The sequence below is a fragment of the Mesorhizobium sp. B3-1-6 genome, assembly GCF_006439555.1.
GTDB lineage: Bacteria > Pseudomonadota > Alphaproteobacteria > Rhizobiales > Rhizobiaceae > Mesorhizobium.
In genome coordinates this window covers 25515-44018 of sequence record NZ_VFTM01000029.1, presented here as the reverse complement: position 1 = coordinate 44018, position 18504 = coordinate 25515, and the positions used below count along the sequence as shown (strand labels likewise).

Here is an 18504-nt window from a genome sequence, read left to right as displayed (position 1 = left end):
CTCGCCGTTCTACTGCCTGCGCAGCGACTTGCCTGTCTCGGCGTCGAACAGATGGATGCTTTCCTCGTCGAACGTGTAGCGCACCGGCGCGCTCTGCTGCGGGCATTCGCGGGCCGGCACCAGCGCGCTGATCTCCTTGCCGCCAAAGCCGACCGTCACCAGCGCGTCATTGCCATGGAACTCGATGAGGTCGGCGGTGCCTTGCAGCAGGTTTCCCGCGCCGGCTTCCGCCGTCTTCAGATCCGGAGGCCGGATGCCGAGCACCACGCGATCGCCGTGCTGCAGGTAGAAGTCGCTGCCCTCGACCGATAGCACTGTCCCCGCGCCGGTCAACGTCCAGCCATCGCCTGTGCGGCCGACCATGGCCTCGATGAAATTCATGTTCGGCGTGCCGATGAAGCCGGCCACGAACAGATTGCCGGGACGGCGATAGATTTCCGCCGGCGAGCCGATCTGCTCGATCACGCCGTCCTTCAACAAGACGATGCGGTCGGCGAGCGTCATCGCCTCGAGCTGATCATGCGTGACATAGACGGTGGTGGTCTTCAGCGACTGGTGCAGCCGGGCGATCTCGACGCGCATATGGTTGCGCAGCTTGGCGTCGAGATTGGACAGCGGTTCGTCGAACAGGAACACTTTCGGCGTCTTGATCATGGCGCGCGCGATCGCCACGCGCTGCTGCTGGCCGCCGGAAAGCTCGGTCGGCTTGCGGCCGAGATAGGGTTCGAGGCCAAGCGTTTTCGCGACGGCCTCGACGCGCCTCTTGATCTCGGCCGCCGGCACCTTCTGCCGCTTCAGTCCGAAGGCGATGTTGTCGAAGATCGTCATATGCGGATAGAGCGCATAATTCTGGAACACCATGGCGATGCCGCGGTCGCCTGGGTCGAGATCGTTCACCACCTTGCCGCCGATCGACACCTTGCCGCCGCTGATGTCCTCCAGCCCCGCCAGCATCCTGAGAAGCGTGGACTTGCCGCAGCCGGACGGGCCGAGGAACACGACGAACTCATGCTCTTCGATCGAGAGATTGAGATCGCGGATGACCGTCGTGGCGCCATAGGCCTTGTTGACATGGGAGCAAACGATGGCGGACATTCCTTATCCCTTCTCGCCGGTCAGCAGGATCTGCAGCTTGACGTCCTGCGGCTTGCCTTGCGCGGCGCGCTCGAACGCCTTGATGCTCTCGGAGAAATCATAGGTGCCGGTGATCAGCGGCTTGAGGTCGACCTTGCCTGACGCGATGAGCTGCAGGGCGCGGTCGAAGATGTTGGCATAGCGGAACACGGTTTCGATGCGCACTTCCTTGGAGATCGCAGCCGGCACGTTGAGCTCGACCGCATCCACCGGCAGGCCGACCAACACCACCGCGCCGCCCGGCCGCACGACCTCGAACAGATTGGCGAAGGCCTTCGGGCTGCCGCTCGCCTCGAACACGATATCGGCGCCCCAATTGTCGGTCGCGGCCGCAACGGTGTCGACCAGTGACTGCTTGCCGACATTGACCGGTACGATGCCGGGATACTGGGCGGCGATCTCCAGCTTCGGCGCGGAGAAGTCCGAGATCAGCACCTTGGAACAGCCGCCGGCTAAAGCGGCCAGGGCGATCATGATGCCGATCGGTCCGCAGCCGACGACGACGGCGACATCGCCCGGAACGATCCTGGCGCGCGCCGCCGCCTGCATGCCGATGGCGAAGGGCTCGACCATCGCGCCCTCGGCGAAGGAGACATTATCCGGCAGCTTGTAGGTGAAGGCCGCCGGATGGACTGCATAGGGCGCGAGCACGCCATGCACCGGCGGCGTCGCCCAGAAGCGGACGTCCGGGTCGACATTGTAGATGCCGAGCTTCGTCGCGCGCGACGCAAGGTTCGGCACGCCTGGCTCCATGCACACCCGGTCGCCGACCTTCAGGCTTGTGACATTGGCGCCGACCTCGACGATTGTTCCCGAGGCCTCATGGCCGAGCACCATCGGCTGGCGCACGATATAGCTGCCGATGGCGCCATGCGTGTAGTAATGCACGTCGCTGCCGCAGACGCCGACCGTGTGGATGGCGATCCTGACGTCGTCCTGCCCGACGTCTTGCGGCAGCGCGATCTCGCGCAGCGACAGTTCGCCTTTTTTCTCAAGCACCAGTGCCCGCATCGGGATAAGCCTCACTTCAATTTTTCTTTTGCCGGAAAACGGAATTCAGGAAGCCGCTCAAAACACCGAGGAACAGCAGCGGCGGCAGCGACAAGAGCACGACCGAGGCATTGAGGATTCCCCACGGCACGTTCATGCCTTGCTGGGACAGCTCGGAAGCCACGATCGGCAGCGTCTTGGCGTTGGAGCTCGACAGCATCAGCGCGATCAGGAATTCGTTCCAGACCAGCACGAAGCTGAAGGCGACGGCGCCGATCAGCGAGCGCGCCGCGACGGGAAGCGCGATCCGCCAGAACACCGAATAGGCGCCGTAGCCATCGACGAAAGCCGCTTCCTCGATCTCCTTCGGCACGCCCTGGAAGGCTGGGATGGCGAGCCACATGATCACCGAGATGGTGAGCAGCGAATAGGTGACGATCAGCGCCGGCAAAGTGTCGTAGAGGCCGACCTGCAGCCAGATCACCATCAGCGGGATGGCCACCGCCACCGGCGGCAGGAAGCGCAGCGACAAGACGAAGAACTGGATGTCGCCGGCAAAGCGGTTTGGGTAGCGCGCCACCGCATAGGCTGCCGGCAGGCCGAGCGCGATGCCGATCACCACCGCCGCGCCGCAGGCGACGACCGAGTTGTAGAGCCCGGTCAGCACGCTGTCGCGGCCGAGGATGTAGCTGATGTTGGCGAGCGTCGGCGTGAAGATCACTTTCGGCACGCGCGTGATGATGTCGACATTGTTCTTGAGCGCGTTGAGCGCCGTCCAGACCAACGGGAACACGGCCAGGAATCCGGCCAGCGCCAGGATGGCCTTGGCGATCAGGCGGCCCACTCTTATCGGATATGGCTTCATGCCTGCACCCGCTTCCACAGCATGGTGAAGGTGATGACGGTCGCGATCATCATCAGCACCGCCATGGCCGACGCGTAGGAAACCTTGCCGGATTCGATGAAGCCTTGCGAGAAGGCGTACATGTCGAGCGTCTCGGTCGCGACGCCGGGCCCGCCGCGCGTCATCACATAGATGAGGTCGAAGGACCGCAGCGACTCGATCATCTTGACGAACATCAGGCTGATCAGCGGCGCCTTCAGCATCGGCAAGGTGACGTAGGCGTGGATCTGCCAGCGCTTGGCGTGGTCGAGCCTGGCCGCCTCGATCGGCTGCGGCGGCAAGGTTTCGAGCAGCTTCAGCACGATGACGGCGAAGAACAGCCCCCATTGCCAGACATCCACCGAAGCGACGGCGAACAGCGCGGTCGCCGGTTTGGACAGCGGATCGAAGATCAGCCCACCAGTAATCAGCCGGTAGGGATAGGTGGCGATGCCGTAGAGCGGGTGATAGGCGAACTTCCAGACGAAGGCGGCCGAGACGCGCGGCAAAAGCACCGGGATGATGAACAGCAGACAATAGAAATTGCGAAGGCGTGGGCCGGCGACCTCGAACATCAGCACACCCAGTCCGATCGCCACCACCATTGTCGCCACCACGGTGACGATCTCCCATTTCACCGAAACCCAGACGGCGTTGAGGAAACGGCGGTCGGTAAAGAGATCGGCGAAGTTCGAGAACCAGACCCAGGAATAGCCCGTCGTGCTCAGCTCGCGGTTCTGCAGCGCGATGACGATGGCGTAGAGCGTCGGCACCATCGACAGCACGAGCAGGATGGCGAGCGTCGGAACGAGAAATGTGACCGGCAGGGAAGAGCGTCGGCGCATTGCCTATCCTCGGGTATCGGAGCAATTCCAGGAAAAATGTGACGCGGTTTCCGTCCGGAATTGCGTTCAAGCAAAGAGATCGGATCGCTGGCATGAAACCCGCGGCGGGGATCCCGGCATTCCGACGAATGCCGTGGATCGCGCGCCGCGGGCGGGAGGATTACTTCTTCTTCACCAGCTCGTTGGCATAGGCCTCGAGCTCGTTGAGGCCGCCCTTGATGTCGGTGCGCGTGCCGGTGACGAGCTCTTCCAGGATGATGCCCCAGCGGTCGCCGAGATCGGGCCAGCGCGGATCCTGCCAGAAGTTCACCGCCGTGACCTTGCCGGTATCGGCCAGCGCCTGGCCGAGATCGGCGCCGTAGATATCGGCGAATTCCTTGCTGGTGAGGATGCTGGTGCGGTTGAGCTCGCCGAATTGATGCGCGTCGAGCCGGCGCTTCTCGTTCTCTTTCGACGTCGCCCAGGCGATGAACAGGCCGGCGCATTTCTTCGCGGCGTCGTCCGCATTGGCCTTCGTGCCGATGGCGAGCCCGTGGCCGTAGCCGCCGCCGGGCAGGGGCGAGGGCGGCGGCAGGAAGCCGATCTTGCCGACCACCTGCGAGGTCTTCGGGTCCACCGCCATGCCCGACAGCGGCGTCGATTCGACGAGGATGGCGACCTGGCCGGACAGGAAAGCGCCGGTCGATTCATCCCAGCTGCCGGTCTGCGTGCCGGGCGCCGAGTCCTTGAACAGCTTCAGGTAGGTCTCGGTCGCCTTGACGGCGGCGTCCGAATTGAAAGCCGGCTTGTCGCCGTCGAACCACTTGCCGCCATAGGCTTTGAAGAACGGCATCCAGCGCCAGACATTGGCGCCCGAGCCGCGCGCGCCGCGCAGCGCAATGCCGTACATGCCCTTGTCGGCATTGGTCAGCTTAGGCACGTCGGCGATCAGCTCGTCCAGCGTTTTTGGCGGCTGGATGCCGGCGGCCTCCAGCACATCCTTGCGGTAGACCATCAGGTCGCCGCCGCCGGTCAGCGGCGCGAACCACACCTTGCCGTCATAAGTGGCGACCTTCTGGCGGCCCGGATCGAAATCGGCATAGTCATAGTCAGCCGGGTAATAATCGGTCAGAGGCACGATCCAGCCGGAGGACGCAAACAGCGCCACATTGGCCTCGTCGACATAGTAGACGTTGTAGTTGCCGACGGTGGAAGCATCGGCGCGCGACTTGGCGCGGCGGTCGTTCTCGTTGAGGTAATCGATCTGGAACGATGCGCCGGAGAGCTTCTTGAACTCGTCCTTCGAATCCTCCAGCAGCGTCAGGCCGTCGCGCGGCTGCGCCAGCACCTTGACCGGCGCCGAGCAGACCGGCGCCTGCGCCAGGGCTGCGGTTGAAACAGAAGCGGTAAGCACGAAAGCTGCACCGAGGCTGGCAGCGAGCCGGTTTGATTTCATTGATGTTTCTCCTCCAGGAACATGCGCGGGAAGTCGCAAGTCCGCGGGCTAAGCGACCCTCACGTCGCCCGCATGACTGCGACCCGTCGCCAAAATGAGGAGTTGGAAGGGGCGAGACTAGAAGCCCCGTTGCAGCAGACCTGTACTTTTATGCATTGTGCGGCGCAAAAAATGGCACGGGCAGAGTCTGCCCGTCACACGAGTATCAGTGCTATCAAGCGTAGCCGCTCCCGGCTCGATCAGGCCCGCAGCGTCAGCCGCTGCCGCGACAGCTTGCGATAGGAGGAGGGCGTTATCTTGTGCTTGCGTAGGAAGGCGCGGTTGAAGTTGGAGATGTTCATGTAGCCGACCTGGAAGCAGATGTCGGTGATCGGGATCTCGGTATCAGCGAGCAGCTTGCAGGCCTGCCAGAGCCTCAGCTTGGCGACATGATCGCTGAACGAGTTGCCAGTATTCTTCTGGAAGAAGCGCGAGAATGTGCTTTCGCTCATCCCGGCCAATGCCGCCACCTCCGGCAGCTTCAGATCCTCGGCGAAATGCTGGAACAGATAGGTCAGCGAGCGCTGGATGATATCGAGCGATTCCGCGTCGAGCAGCGGCGAAAAGTCCGGCGACGACAACAGCGCGTATTCGTCGGTGGCGGCCAGAAGGTCCAGCAGTTCGAGGAACAGGCGGAACCTCGCCAGCCCCTGCACCTCTCCCATTTTTTCCATCAGGTCGGCGCCGTCGAGCGCGGTCTGGCCATGGAAGACCATGCCGCGCAGCGAGCGTTCCAGGAACGGTTCCAGCTCGCGCAGTTCCGGCAGCAGCCCGGACGAGCCGCGCAGCCGCTCGGGATCGAATTGGAGAACGATGTCGCGACCCTCGATCAGCTCGCCGGGCTGCACCGCGGTCACCCAGTCATGCGGCAGGCCGCCGCCGACGATGGTCAGGTAGCCCGGGCCGAACTCGCCGATATGGTCGCCGACCAGCACCACGCCGGACGATTTCCTCAGAAGATGGATTTCGTATTCGGGGTGAAAATTCCAGACATTGCGCTCCCACGGATAGTCGTCCAGCCGCCACAGGAAACTGTCGCTCGCCTCGGTCACGATATGCTCGAAGGCGGGCGCCGTGCGTGGTATCGCGGCGGTGTTCTTTCTGCGCTTGAAGGGCATCCATTCCTCCCGGCGCGGTGCGCCGGCTATCCGTATCGGCGCTATCCGTAGCAGCCCAGCCCCGGCAAGTGAACGTGCCGTCGGCGCCGGATCCCAGGCTGGCCGGCGAATGCCCTACGCTTTCACCACCCGGTCGCAGACGATGCCGTTGCGCTGCATGGCGTTGCGCGTGTCGATGATCAGTCGCGAATGATTTGCCAGGAGCCCATAGTCGACCCCGTCATGGTCGGTGACGATGACGACCGCGTCATAGGCAGCGATCGAGTCGCGGTTGAGGCGGATGCAATCCTTGCCGGCCAGCATCGGGTGCTTGCGCGTCTTCGGGATGCGCGCGACGTGAGGGTCATGATAGGCAATGTCGGCGGTGCGTGTCTCGAGCAGCTCGATCAGCTTGAGCGCCGGGCTTTCGCGCACGTCCGACACGTTCTTCTTGTAGGCGACGCCGACGATCAGGATGGCTGCCTGGCTCAGCGGCAGGCCAAGCTGTGTGTCGAGGGCTTCCGAGAGCTTCGCCATGACGTAGTGCGGCATGGAGACGTTGATCTCGCCGGCCAGTTCGATGAACTTCGTCGACACTTCGAACTCGCGCGACTTCCAGGTCAGGTAGAACGGATCGATCGGGATACAGTGTCCGCCGAGCCCTGGACCGGGATAGAACGGCATATAGCCGAAAGGCTTCGTCTTGGCCGCCTCGATGACTTCCCAGATGTCTATCCCCATGGCGGAATAGATGACCTTGAGCTCATTGACCAAGGCGATGTTGACGGCGCGGAAGATGTTTTCCGTCAGCTTCACCACTTCGGCCACCTTGATGCTCGAGACAGGCACGACCCTCTCCACGATCGCGCCGTAGAAGAGCGCCACCAGTTTCGCGGCGACCGGCCCGTCGCCGGCGACAACTTTCGGAATGGTGGCGGTTTCGAAGCCGATGCTGCCCGGGTCCTCGCGCTCGGGCGAATAGCCGAGGAAGAAATCCCTGCCGGATTTGTAGCCCGTCGCTTCCAGTATGGGCTTCATCACCTCGTCGGTGGTGCCGGGATAGGTGGTCGATTCCAGCACGACAAGCTGGTGCTTGCGCAGATGAGCCGCGATGGCGCGCGTCGTTCCTTCCACGAAGGAGAGGTCCGGCTCCCGCTGCTTTGTCAGCGGCGTCGGGACGCAAATGGATATCACATCGCATTCTTCGAGGGCCGCGAAGTCCGATGTCGCCTGGAAACGCCCGCCTGCGCTGATGTCCTGCAGCGCCTCGTCGGCAACGGCGCCGATATAGGACCGGCCCGCCCTCAGCCTCTCGACCTTGCTGTTGTCGATGTCGAAGCCGATCACCCGGAAGCCGGCCCGCGCCGCCACCGCGGCAAGCGGTAGGCCGACATAGCCAAGCCCGATGACGCCGATCGTGGCCGTTCGTGATTCAAGTTTCGAATGAAGTGTCGCGCCGCGAGCCTGCTCGACCAAAGTCATTGTTGCCCTCCACCAGGGCGGCTGACCGGAACCGGTGCCGCATTGCAATGCCGTGAATTCTGACGGACAGGACTTCTGTAGCCGGCGTCATAACCCCACGTTGTCATGGGCCGCGATGCAACTCCTGTGCCACGAGTTTTCTTCTGCGGCTGAACCTTGCGCAGGGCCGGCAAACAAGGCGACTGCGGCTCGCGGCGGATCAAGATTCTGCGGATTGTCAAGCGCGCTGCTTGTGCCGATTTCGCACGCAGTCGTTCCACTTTAGGTCATCTTAAAAAAGGAACGCCAAAAAAAGCAACGATTACAAAAAGGTAATTAACCACTGTTGTTTATCATATTATTAACTATCAGTTGCTTTGCCTGGGGAAATCCTCGTTTCATGGAGCAAGGCGCACAATGAGGGGGTGCGGCTTTCTTCTTTTGCAAACGAGGATTGTCGCTCGATGAGCATGAACAGCAACGAAGTCAGATGCCTTATCGCCGGAGGCGCGGGGTGTCTGGGGACCAACCTTGCCCGTCGCCTTCTCGATCAGGGCGCGCAGGTCGATGTCGTCGACAATCTCTCCACCGGTCGCCAGGCGAATGTCGACCAGTTGTCGCGCCATCCAAATTTCGGCTTCATCAAGATGGATATCGCCGATCCGGCAATCTGCCGGCGGTTGCAGCGCCGTCGTTACAGCCATGTCTACAACCTGGCCTGTCCAACGGGCGTTCCCAACATCAAGCGGCTGGGCGAGCAGATGCTGATGGCCTCGTCCGCCGGAACGCTGAACCTGTTGAAGATCACGCGCAGGTGCAAGGCGAAATATCTGTTCGCCAGCACCGCCGAGGCTTACGGCGATCCGGACGTCTTCCCGCAGCCTGAGACCTATGTCGGGCGGGTCGATCCGGTCGGGCCGCGCAGCCCCTACGAGGAAGGCAAGCGCTTCGGCGAGGCGCTGACCCGCTTCTGGGGCGGCAAATATGGAATCGAGGTGCGCATCGTGCGTATTTTCAACACCTATGGTCCGGCCATGTCGCCCAAGGATCAGCGTGTCATCCCACAGATGTTGACCCGCCTCATCGCCGGCCAGCCCGTGCCGATCTATGGCGACGGAACGCAGACGCGAACCTTTCTCCATGTGGACGATCTGGTGAACGGACTTCTCACCGTCGTCGAAAAGGGAGTAAGCGGCGAGGTCTACAATGTCGGCGGCGACGAACAGATCACCGTGCGCGACCTCTTCGCAACGGTGAAAAAGGCGACCGGCTTGCGGGCGAAGCAGCCTTTCGCGAGCATTTCATCGAAGATCACCGCGGCCGCTGGCCGGACACGACCAAGCTTCGGGCCCTCGGCTGGCGGCCGAACATCTCGTTGGAAGCAGGCATCCGCCAGAGCTACCAGGACCTGCTTCGCGCGATGGGCATCAAGCCTGCCCGCTCGGCTCTCGGCCCCGCGCACAGGAGGGACGGCGGCGCGCCGGTCCCGGGCGATCGGTTGCAGCCCGCCGCGCCATGAGCCCGACGGCCGCCCTCAATATGACCTTGATGGTTCTCAGCGCGTCGCTGGGCATAAACATCGCATTCTGGTGCACGGTCGGGCTGCTGCGCTTCATCGCCGAACTCGGCAGCAGCAAGGCCGCCGCGATCCCTCGCGCCATCAGGGTCGCCGATGTCGCGGTCGTCATTCCCGCGCATAATGAAGAGATCGCGCTTCCCAAATGCATTGCCGCCCTCAAGGCGATCATCCCGGCCCGGCAGATCTATGTCGCCAGCGACGGATCGAAAGATGCCACGGTTTCCATCGCCCGGAGCCTGGGCTGCAGGGCTCTTGATATCCGGCCCAACGGTGGCAAGGCCAAGGCCATAGACCGGGCGATCAAGCACTATCGCCTTTGCGAGCGGTTCAAGGCGGTGTTGATCCAGGACGCAGACTCCGAAATCGACCCACACTATTTCGACCACGCCCTTCCGCTGTTCGACGATCCGGGTGTCAGCGTCGTCGCGGGCCATGTCCTGTCGCGCTGGCGCGATCAGCGCCTGCCGACGCTGGATATGCTCTTCGCTGCCTATCGCACACGTCTCTACAGGATCCTGCAGACGGCGTTCCAATATGGCCAGTCCTGGAAATGGACCAGCGTGAGCTATATCGCGCCCGGCTTTGCAAGCATGTATCGCACCCAGGCCCTGACCCAGATCGACATCACGGCCCCGGGCCTTGTGATCGAAGACTTCAACATGACCTTCGAGGTGCAGCACAAAGGGCTGGGCCGCGTCGCCTATACGCCGAGAGCGCGATGCTCGTCGGAAGATCCGTTCAACCTCTCCGACTACCGCAAGCAGGTGCAACGCTGGTATCTGGGTTTCTGGCAGACGGTGCGCCGGCATGGCATCTGGCCAAGCCGCTTCTGGCTTTCGCTCGGCGGCTTGCTGGCGGAATTGCTCGTCATATCGGTTTTCGCGCTCGCCTTGCCGCTGGCCGTCCTGGCGTATCTCGCGACAGGCCTTGAAGTGCCCGCATTGTCGATCGGCCAATTGGCGATACGGCCGGTCTCGCCCGTCATTCTCCTCGCTCTGTTCCTCGCCGTCGATTATGCGCTCACACTGGTCGTCGCGGTCATCGAGCGGCGGCCGAGCCTGATGCTCTACGGCATCGCCTTTCCCGCCATCCGGCTTCTCGACGCCGCTCTTTTCCTGCGTGCCCTCGCCAAATCCTTCTCCGCGAAATCCGATGGCCGCTGGGTGAGCCCGGCGCGGTACGCAATTCCCGCCGCCGACAGGAGGCACTCATGAATATAACCAGGCGTTCGGTCCTTCTCGGCGGCATCGGCATCCCGCTCCTGGCCGTTGCCGGACGAGGTGTCGCCACGGCCGCGGCGCGCCTGCCCAATCCGCTGATCGTGACCGTCAGCGGCGTCGGCGCCCGCGCCGACACAGGCAAGCTCGAAGCTGTCGCAAACGCCTTCTCGTCCGCCGGTCTGCCGATCGCCATGACCATCAAGATGGCAGGCGATCCCGGCGACATCCCAGGTTACAGCTCCGGCCTGGCCAAGTGGATCAGGCAGTCCGTGGAACTGGCTCCAAACGCCATCGAATTCGGAATCCATGCCACGAAGATCGCGCCGGCCGATCCCTATCTGCAGGCCCGGCAGGCCGGCGAGATGCAGGCCGCCTTCTCGCTCATGATCAACGCGTTCGACCGTTACAAGTCCAAGGCCGTCATCACCGCGCTGACGCTGACCACCAATCAGCCGCTGCAATCGCCTCAGGACGCCGCCTCGATGAGGTCGGCCGGCATTCGCACCGTCATTCGTCTTGCGGGCGAGCCAGACGACAAGGTCGGCCAGCAGCCTCCGGATGGAGGCTATTGGATGACCAACACCGGCCTTGTGAACACCGTCGCCTCGGTGCGAACATCCGCCACATCGGGCAATGCGACAGCCGCGCTGACGGCCTCGGCCGCGCTTGCGCGGAATATCACGGCTCTTGCCGCCAACATCGACCCGGTCATCATTGAAATTCCCTTTGACGCGCTCGCCGGCCTGTCCAACACCGATGCGGCCGACTACGCGGCCGGCGTCGCCAAGGCGGTGCTTGCGGCCACCTCATCCGGCGCCGTGCGTGTCCTGACGCCGCAGAGGCTCTATACGCAGAGCCGCGCTGCCGGCAGGCGCTACATCGTGGTCAGGGTGGATGACCTGCGTCTCGACAGCGACACCGATCCGAGCCACATGGCCTTCGTCAAGGGCCTCATCGAAGCCGGCTATCCAGTCACCAACGCCATCATCCCGGCCCCCAAGGCGGGCCTGCTGTCGGCGGACGAAAACAGCAAGGCCTTTCTGCGATCGATGCTGGCGGACCAGCGATACGATATCGCGGGGCATGGCTGGCATCATACGCCTTCCGAGCTGCTCGGAAACTCGCTCGCGAAGGACGTCGACCTCATCAGGGACTGCATGAGCGAAATCTACCGCTCCACCGGCAGGCTGCCGCTGACTTATATCCCTCCGAACGACGATTTCGACGACAACACGCTCGATGCCGTGGCCGGCACAGGGACGCCGATGTTCGCCGCCGAGAAGGGCGACATGCGCTGGTTCAACGGTCTCGACAGGCGTGGAATCCTGCATGTGTCCAATACCGTCAAGTTCGAAGCCGCCTGGACGGGCGACCTTCCCTATTTCTCGCAAGAACAGGTCTTCGATTATCTTGGAGAGGACAATGATGCGGTCTTCTGCATCCATCCGGACACCGCCAAAACGCCCGAAAAGAAGCAGGTGATACTCGACTCCATCACCCGGATGGCAGGCCTGCCGGGGACGACGCTGGTCAATTTCGCGCAGTACTACAAAGCCGTCTGCCCGGCCATGCCGAAGGTGGATCGGATCAGGCAAGCCCGTGCCGAGGTATCGGTGAAGGACTGGAGAAAACCCGATCCGTATTGGCTGGAGGAGGAAGCGCTAAGGGCCGATGCCGAACTGGCCTGGACCTATTTCGACTGGGGCGCAAGGCATTACAACGGCATGGCGCCGGCCACGTCCTGGATCGAATCCGGCAAGCAGGCCGGATATCCGTTTGTCACCATGTGGGATATCGGATCGCACATCCTGGCGGCGGTTTCCGCCCAACGCCTGCGCATCATCGACCAGACCGAATTCGAGACGATGATCAATCGGATCCTGGCATTCCTGGGCCAAGGTGATTTCAGCTTCGCCGGGGTGAAGATTCCAAATACCGAGCGGCGGCTGAGTTCAAGGGGCGGCGAGCGCGATGGTTTCGATAGCGCCGATACCGGGCGCCTGCTCGTCGCGCTGAAGATCCTGGACAGCTACACGGCGGGTGCCTTCCCGGTGTTCAAGCTGGTGCAGCATTGGTCATTCGGACCCGTCCTCAAGGATGGCGAGATGCATGTGGTGAGCGACACCGGCAAGATTTCGTCGGGACAGTACAACAGCTATGCCGGCTATGCCGGCCGCGGATACAGCCTCTGGGGCGAGGCGATATCGCCGGTCTTCGGCACCGCGGATCCGAGCAACGACATGGACGCCGCCCTCGCGGCCATGGTGGAAATCCAGCGGCGCGGCCGCATCGCGACCGAGCCTCATGTCACCGAGGAAATCGAGCTGGGCGCATCACCGCATGGGCGGCTGATCGCGGACATCCTCTACGCCGCCCAGATGAAGCGCTTCCAGGACACCGGCATCCTGACCTGCGTTTCAGAGACCGCCATGGCCGGGCCGCCCTATTTCACCTACCAGGGCTACCAGTTGACCCACGATGGCGGCACTTTCCCGGTCGACACGTTGAAGACCTCCGCGCCCGAGAAGGCGGCGAAGCTTTCCGACTCGCTGCGGCTGGTCAACTCCAAGGGCGCCTATCTGTGGCTCGCGGCGCGGCCGGGCGACTACGCGCAAAAGCTCGTAGCCCATGTCAGGGAGCGCGCCAGGATGAAGGGAATAGGTTTTTCCGCCGGCATATCCGAGCGGACCGGCAAGCGGATCGAGGTCACCGATATCAACACCAACGGCGTCATCCTCGAGTCTGTCGCCTATATACTCGGTGGCCGCAAACCCCTGATTTCACGCGCAGAGGCCTGAACTGCGCCGCTCCTTGCGGCGGTGGAATCGCGCTGCCCGGCGTTTCTGTCACCTGGCACGGAAGCGGCAGCCGTCGCGCCGGATTGCGTCGGCTGGATCAATCGCTACCCGGGTCCCTCCCTTGCCAACATGTCGCATTTCGTTCACAAGGCGACGCAAATGGCGCCATTTCGCGCCGTTGTTGTGCGGCTTCCGGCCCTTTGGCCGACGCGCCGTGTTCTGAAAGAGCAGAACAATGTCTGCGATCGAAGCCGGCGCTCGCGCGCCGGAAAACCTTTGGCGTCAGGAAATCAGGGCGACGATCACGCTTGCCTGGCCGATGGTGCTGACCAATCTCGGCCAGACCGCCATGACCGCGACCGACGTCATGATGATGGGCCGTCTGGGGTCCGATACGCTCGCCGCCGGCGCGCTCGGCGCCAACCTCTACTTCATGCCGCTGATCTTCGGCCTCGGCCTGATGCTGGCGACCTCACCGATGATGGCGACCGAGCTCGGCCGCCGCCGCCATTCGGTGCGCGACCTGCGCCGCACCGTGCGCCAGGGCCTGTGGCTGGCGATCCTGATCTCGATCCCGATCTGGATTTTTCTCTCGCATGGCGAAGAGGTGCTTTTGGCCATGGGCCAGAAACCGGAGCTCGCGCATCAGGCCGGCGTCTACCTGCACTGGCTGCAATGGGCGGTGCTGCCCTTCTATGGCTATATCGTGCTGCGCTCCTTCATCTCGGCGCTGGAGCGGCCGGGCTGGGCGCTGATCATCGTTTTCGTCGCGGTCGCCTGCAACGCCTTCTTCAACTGGGTGTTCATGTTCGGCAATCTCGGCGTCAAATCGATGGGCATCGCCGGCTCCGGCCTTGCCACCACTCTGTCCAGCACGCTGATGTTCGTCGGCATGGCGGCGGTGGTGATGCTGGAGAAGAAGTTCCGCCGCTACCGTCTGTTCGGCCGCTTCTGGCGCTCCGACTGGCCGCGTTTCCGCGGCCTGCTGAGACTCGGCATGCCGATCGCCGGCATCCTCGCCTTCGAGGTCACGATCTTCAATGCGGCGGCGCTGCTCATGGGGCTGATCGATGCGGATTCGCTGGCCGCCCACGCGATCGCCATCCAGATCGCCTCGATCTCCTTCATGGTGCCGCTCGGGCTCAACCAGGCGGTCACCGTGCGGGTCGGCCTGGCGCACGGCGCCGGCAACCCGGATGGCGTTTCGCGCGCCGGCTGGACTGCCTTCGTCATCGGCGTCTCGTTCATGGCGCTGATGGGCCTGGTGATGATTCTCTGGCCGCATGCGCTGATCAGCGCCTTCATCGATCTCGCCGATCCGGCCAATGCCAGGGTGATCACGCTTGCCGTGTCGTTCCTTATGTTCGCCGCGCTGTTCCAGATTTTCGACGGCGCCCAGGCGGTCGCGGCCGGCATGCTGCGCGGCTTGCACGACACCAAGGTGCCGATGATCTACGCCGCGATCGGCTATTGGGGCGTCGGCCTGCCGCTCGGCGTGCTGCTCGCCTTCCATTTCGGCCTGAACGGCGTCGGCATCTGGATCGGCCTGGCCTCGGGGCTGGCCGTGGTGGCGGCGCTGCTCCTGGCGCGCTGGCTCAGGCGCGACCGCATCGCGCCGGCGCTGGCCTTCGGGCATTGACAGGAAAGGCTGCCGGCACGATCGGCAGCCTTGCGCCGGCTCAACGCGCTCCGGCGCGTTGCTCCAACCGGCGCGCGTATTGCGTCAGCGGGAAGCACAGGGCGAAGAAGATCAGCGCCACCAGCCCGTAGACCTTGAACGGCTCGAAGGTCGCGTTGTTGATGGCGTTGGAGGTCCTGACCAGTTCCTCGAAGCCGATGATCGAGGTCAGCGCCGTCGATTTGATCAGCTGCACCAGGAAGCCGACGGTCGGCGCGCGGGTGATCGCGAAGGCCTGCGGCAGGATGATCAGCCTGAGCTCCTGCAGATAATGCAGCCCGAGGCTCGCGCCCGCGTCCCACTGACCGCGCGGCAGCGCGTCGACGCCGCCGCGCCAGATCTCGGCCAGATAGGCGCTGGCGAAGAAGGTGAGCCCGAGCGCCGCCGCCGTCCACGGTTCGATGCGCAGCCCCAGCATCGGCAGGCCGAAGAACATCAGGAAGAGCTGCATCAAAAGCGGCGTGCCCTGGAACAGCGCGATATAGCCCGAAGCGATGCGCCGGCTCCATTTGGTCTTGGCGATACGGAAAAACAGCACGATCAGCCCGACCAGCGCGCCGCCGATGAAGGCGGCGAGCGACAACAGCACCGTCCAGCGGGCGGCGAGCAGCAGGTTGCGCAGGATGTCCCAGAAGGTGAACTCGATCATGAAACACCTGCTCCAAGCGCCTGGCGCCCCCCGGCAACGAGCAGCCGGCGCAGCCCAATCGACAGGCCGAGATAGACCAACGTCACCACGAAATAGGTCTCGAAGGCGCGGAAGGTGCGGGCCTGCAGCATGTCGGCCTCATAGGTCAGCTCGCGCACCGCGATCTGCGACACCACGGCCGATTCCAGCATCATGATGACGATCTGGCTGGTCAGCGCCGGGTAGATCACCTTCAGCGCCTGCGGCAGCACGATCTTGATGAACACCTGGCGAGGCCTGAGGCCGAGCGCCAGTGCGGCTTCAGCCTGGCCGCGCGGCACGGCGTCGAGCCCGGCCCCGACGATCTCGATCGTATAGGCCGCCATGTTGAGCGTCATCGCCAGCATCGCGGCCAGGATCGGGTCGAGCCTGATGCCGAGGCTGGGCAGGCCGAAGAAGATGAAGAACAGCTGCACCAGGAACGGCGTGTTGCGCATCACCTCGACATACCAGCCTATGGCCCGACGCAGCAGCACGGGGCCGTTCCGCCGGCCCGCGGCGCCGAGAATGCTGAGCAGCGTTCCCGCCACCGTGGTCACGGCGATCAACAGGATCGTCGTGGCCGCGCCGTGAGCGATGTCGCCCACAGCGCCTGGAAGCCAGCCGAAGGCCACGGCAACTCAATCCTTGAGGTTGTCGGGATTGAGCGGCGTCTTCAGCCAGGCCTTCGAACTCTCGTCGAGCTTGCCGTCGGCGAGCATCTTGGCGACCGCGTCGTTGACCGCCTTCTTCAGCCGGTCCTCGTTCTTGTTGAGGCCGATATGCGAAGGCGAAGTGAGCAACTGGAATTTCTGCTCCGGCTGCAGCGCGTCCTGCTTGGCCAGAACCTGGGCGCCGACATCGTTGCCGACCACCATCAGCTGGGTTTGGCCGGAGATGAAGGCCTGGATAACCGCATTGTAGTTGTCGAAGCGGCGGATGTCGGCGGAAGCCGGTGCTGCTTCCGTCAGCGAGGTGTCCTCCAGCGTGCCGCGATTGACGGCGATCGACTTGTCGGCAAGGTCTTCCTTGCCTTTGACCGTCATTGCCTTCGGGCCGATGACGGCGATGTAGTAGGGCGCATAGGCGGCGGCGAAGTCGATCACCTGCTCGCGTTCCTTGGAGTAGCCAACGCTCATCAGGATATCGACGCGCTTGTCGGTGAGATACGGGATGCGATTCTGGCCGGTGACGCTGACCAGGTTGAGCTTCACCTTCAAGGCATCGGCGATCGCCTGCGCGACGTCGACGTCGTAGCCTTTGATGCTCATGTCGGCGCTGGCCGACGAGAAGGGCGGGAAGTCGGAGAAGATGCCGACATTGATGGCGCCGGCCTTGGTGATGTCGTCGACGGCATCGGCCTTCGCCTGAGTGGCGAGGCCGGCGCCGAGGATGACGGCCGCGGTGATGACGGATTTCAGTGCGTTGCGAAGAGTCATTGTTGTTCCCCTGCTGGAAGCTTGTTTGTTGCATCCGGCCGCCGGCTCCAGCGCGGCGGCCGTGTTGGTATGGCATTAGCCCTTCTTGATGGCCGGGCTGAACACCATCAGGCTGAGAATCTCGAACAGGACCTGGGCGCCGACATGGGCGGTGTTGGTGGTCGCGTCATATTGCGGCGCCACCTCGACGACGTCGCCGCCGACGATGTTGAGGCCCTTCAGGCCGCGCAGCAATTCGAGCACCTCGCGCGTCGTCAGCCCGCCGACTTCCGGCGTGCCGGTGCCGGGCGCGAAGGCCGGATCGATGCTGTCGACGTCGAAGGAGATATAGGTCGGGCCGTCGCCGACGATCTTGCGCGCCTTCTCGATGATTGCCGGGATGCCGAGCCCGGTCACCTCTTCGGCATGCACGACGGTCATGCCGGATTCGTAGGTGAACTCCCACAGATACTCGGCCGAGCCGCGAATGCCGATCTGGATCGTGCGCGAGGGATCGAGCACGCCGTCCAGCACCGCGTTGCGGAATGGGCCGCCGTGGTGGAACTTGGTCATGTCGAACAGCCCGCTGGTGTCGCAATGGGCATCGATATGGATCATGCCGACCGGCGCTTTTTTGCCGACCGCCTTCAGGATCGGGTGGCTGATCGAGTGGTCGCCGCCGACCGAGAGCGGCAGCACGCCGGCGTCGACGATCTGGTTGGTGCGCTTTTCGATGTCTTCATGGCTGATCTCCAGCCGGTAGCGGCTGCGGAACGGCGTGTCGCCGATGTCGGCGACGCGAAGCTCATGCGTCGGCGCGCATTCCAGCACATGGTTGTAGGGTCCGATGCGCTCGATAGCGCGCAGCGCGCGCGGCCCGAAGCGCGAGCCGGGACGGTTGGTGACGCCGAGGTCCATCGGCACGCCGATTATCGCCACCTGCAGGTCGCCGAAATCCGGATTGTCGGCCGATATTTCGCGATAGGGCGCGGCGAGGAAGGTCGGGATGCCGGAATAGGGCGCCAACCTTGTGCCCGACTTGTTGAAGATCTTGTCGGCAACCTTGCGGAATTTCGGGTCGAACATCTCGCCGCCATGGCTCTCGCCATATTTGCGGCGCAACGCTTCGAGCTTGCCGCGATCGTAACCCATGTCCGGTCTCCTCTCTTGCCTGCCCGCAGCACTGCCCGCATGGACGATTTGCCAAGCCAGCCTGTTGTCCGGCTGGATCGTTGCCCGCCGGCTGTGCTGCGGATTCCA

At 63.5% G+C, this 18504-nt stretch carries 15 protein-coding genes; 4 read left to right on the top strand and 11 right to left on the bottom strand.

The genetic code is table 11. The annotated features are described in order from the left end of the window. Nucleotides 1-9 precede the first annotated feature (9 nt). The 7 genes from ugpC to FJ414_RS23595 form a co-directional block, all read right to left on the bottom strand. Complete coding sequence (gene ugpC / locus FJ414_RS23625) at nucleotides 10-1095, bottom strand: sn-glycerol-3-phosphate ABC transporter ATP-binding protein UgpC (RefSeq protein WP_140646797.1); 1086 nt, start codon at nucleotides 1093-1095, stop codon at nucleotides 10-12. Nucleotides 1096-1098: 3 nt separating this feature from the next. After that, nucleotides 1099-2145 (bottom strand): NAD(P)-dependent alcohol dehydrogenase, encoded by a 1047-nt coding sequence (locus tag FJ414_RS23620; RefSeq protein ID WP_140646843.1) that lies wholly within the window; start codon nucleotides 2143-2145, stop codon nucleotides 1099-1101. A gap of 16 nt (nucleotides 2146-2161) precedes the next feature. Beyond that, on the bottom strand, nucleotides 2162-2989 hold the full coding sequence (locus FJ414_RS23615; protein WP_181181694.1) for a carbohydrate ABC transporter permease: 828 nt from the start codon (nucleotides 2987-2989) through the stop codon (nucleotides 2162-2164). Continuing rightward, nucleotides 2986-3852, bottom strand: coding sequence for a sugar ABC transporter permease (locus FJ414_RS23610; protein ID WP_140646795.1), 867 nt, complete (start codon nucleotides 3850-3852; stop codon nucleotides 2986-2988). The genes FJ414_RS23615 and FJ414_RS23610 overlap by 4 nt, the downstream gene beginning before the upstream one ends. 160 nt (nucleotides 3853-4012) lie before the next feature. Next, a complete protein-coding gene (locus FJ414_RS23605) occupies nucleotides 4013-5287 on the bottom strand; it encodes an extracellular solute-binding protein (protein WP_140646794.1) in 1275 nt (424 codons plus the stop codon). A 239-nt stretch (nucleotides 5288-5526) separates the two neighbouring features. Beyond that, complete coding sequence (locus FJ414_RS23600; RefSeq protein ID WP_140646793.1) at nucleotides 5527-6444, bottom strand: AraC family transcriptional regulator; 918 nt, start codon at nucleotides 6442-6444, stop codon at nucleotides 5527-5529. Between the two features lie 114 nt (nucleotides 6445-6558). Further along, nucleotides 6559-7905, bottom strand: a complete 1347-nt coding sequence (locus FJ414_RS23595) for a nucleotide sugar dehydrogenase (protein WP_140646792.1) — start codon at nucleotides 7903-7905, stop codon at nucleotides 6559-6561. 443 nt (nucleotides 7906-8348) lie between these two features. On the opposite strand from FJ414_RS23595, the gene FJ414_RS31895 reads away from it, so the two are divergent. From FJ414_RS31895 to FJ414_RS23575, 4 genes are all read left to right on the top strand, one after another. Continuing rightward, a complete protein-coding gene (locus FJ414_RS31895) occupies nucleotides 8349-9584 on the top strand; it encodes an NAD-dependent epimerase/dehydratase family protein (RefSeq protein WP_246672487.1) in 1236 nt (411 codons plus the stop codon). Next, nucleotides 9487-10677: a glycosyltransferase family 2 protein gene (locus FJ414_RS23585; RefSeq protein ID WP_246672489.1), complete on the top strand. Its 1191-nt coding sequence runs from the start codon at nucleotides 9487-9489 to the stop codon at nucleotides 10675-10677. Before FJ414_RS31895 ends, FJ414_RS23585 begins: the two co-directional genes overlap by 98 nt. Then, nucleotides 10674-13481 carry a DUF3131 domain-containing protein gene (locus tag FJ414_RS23580; protein ID WP_140646789.1) on the top strand — a complete coding sequence of 936 codons (2808 nt, stop codon included), beginning with the start codon at nucleotides 10674-10676 and terminating at the stop codon, nucleotides 13479-13481. The genes FJ414_RS23585 and FJ414_RS23580 overlap by 4 nt, the downstream gene beginning before the upstream one ends. Before the next feature lie 235 nt (nucleotides 13482-13716). Further along, nucleotides 13717-15120 (top strand): MATE family efflux transporter, encoded by a 1404-nt coding sequence (locus FJ414_RS23575; RefSeq protein ID WP_140646788.1) that lies wholly within the window; start codon nucleotides 13717-13719, stop codon nucleotides 15118-15120. A gap of 40 nt (nucleotides 15121-15160) precedes the next feature. On the opposite strand, the gene FJ414_RS23570 is transcribed toward FJ414_RS23575, so the two are convergent. From FJ414_RS23570 to speB, 4 genes are all read right to left on the bottom strand, one after another. Beyond that, nucleotides 15161-15808 carry an amino acid ABC transporter permease gene (locus tag FJ414_RS23570; RefSeq protein WP_140646787.1) on the bottom strand — a complete coding sequence of 216 codons (648 nt, stop codon included), beginning with the start codon at nucleotides 15806-15808 and terminating at the stop codon, nucleotides 15161-15163. Further along, on the bottom strand, nucleotides 15805-16461 hold the full coding sequence (locus tag FJ414_RS23565) for an amino acid ABC transporter permease (protein WP_140646786.1): 657 nt from the start codon (nucleotides 16459-16461) through the stop codon (nucleotides 15805-15807). The genes FJ414_RS23570 and FJ414_RS23565 overlap by 4 nt, the downstream gene beginning before the upstream one ends. Nucleotides 16462-16467: 6 nt before the next feature. After that, nucleotides 16468-17265: a transporter substrate-binding domain-containing protein gene (locus FJ414_RS23560; RefSeq protein ID WP_140646785.1), complete on the bottom strand. Its 798-nt coding sequence runs from the start codon at nucleotides 17263-17265 to the stop codon at nucleotides 16468-16470. 75 nt (nucleotides 17266-17340) lie between these two features. Beyond that, nucleotides 17341-18396 carry an agmatinase gene (speB, locus tag FJ414_RS23555; protein ID WP_140646784.1) on the bottom strand — a complete coding sequence of 352 codons (1056 nt, stop codon included), beginning with the start codon at nucleotides 18394-18396 and terminating at the stop codon, nucleotides 17341-17343. Between the last annotated feature and the right edge of the window lie 108 nt (nucleotides 18397-18504).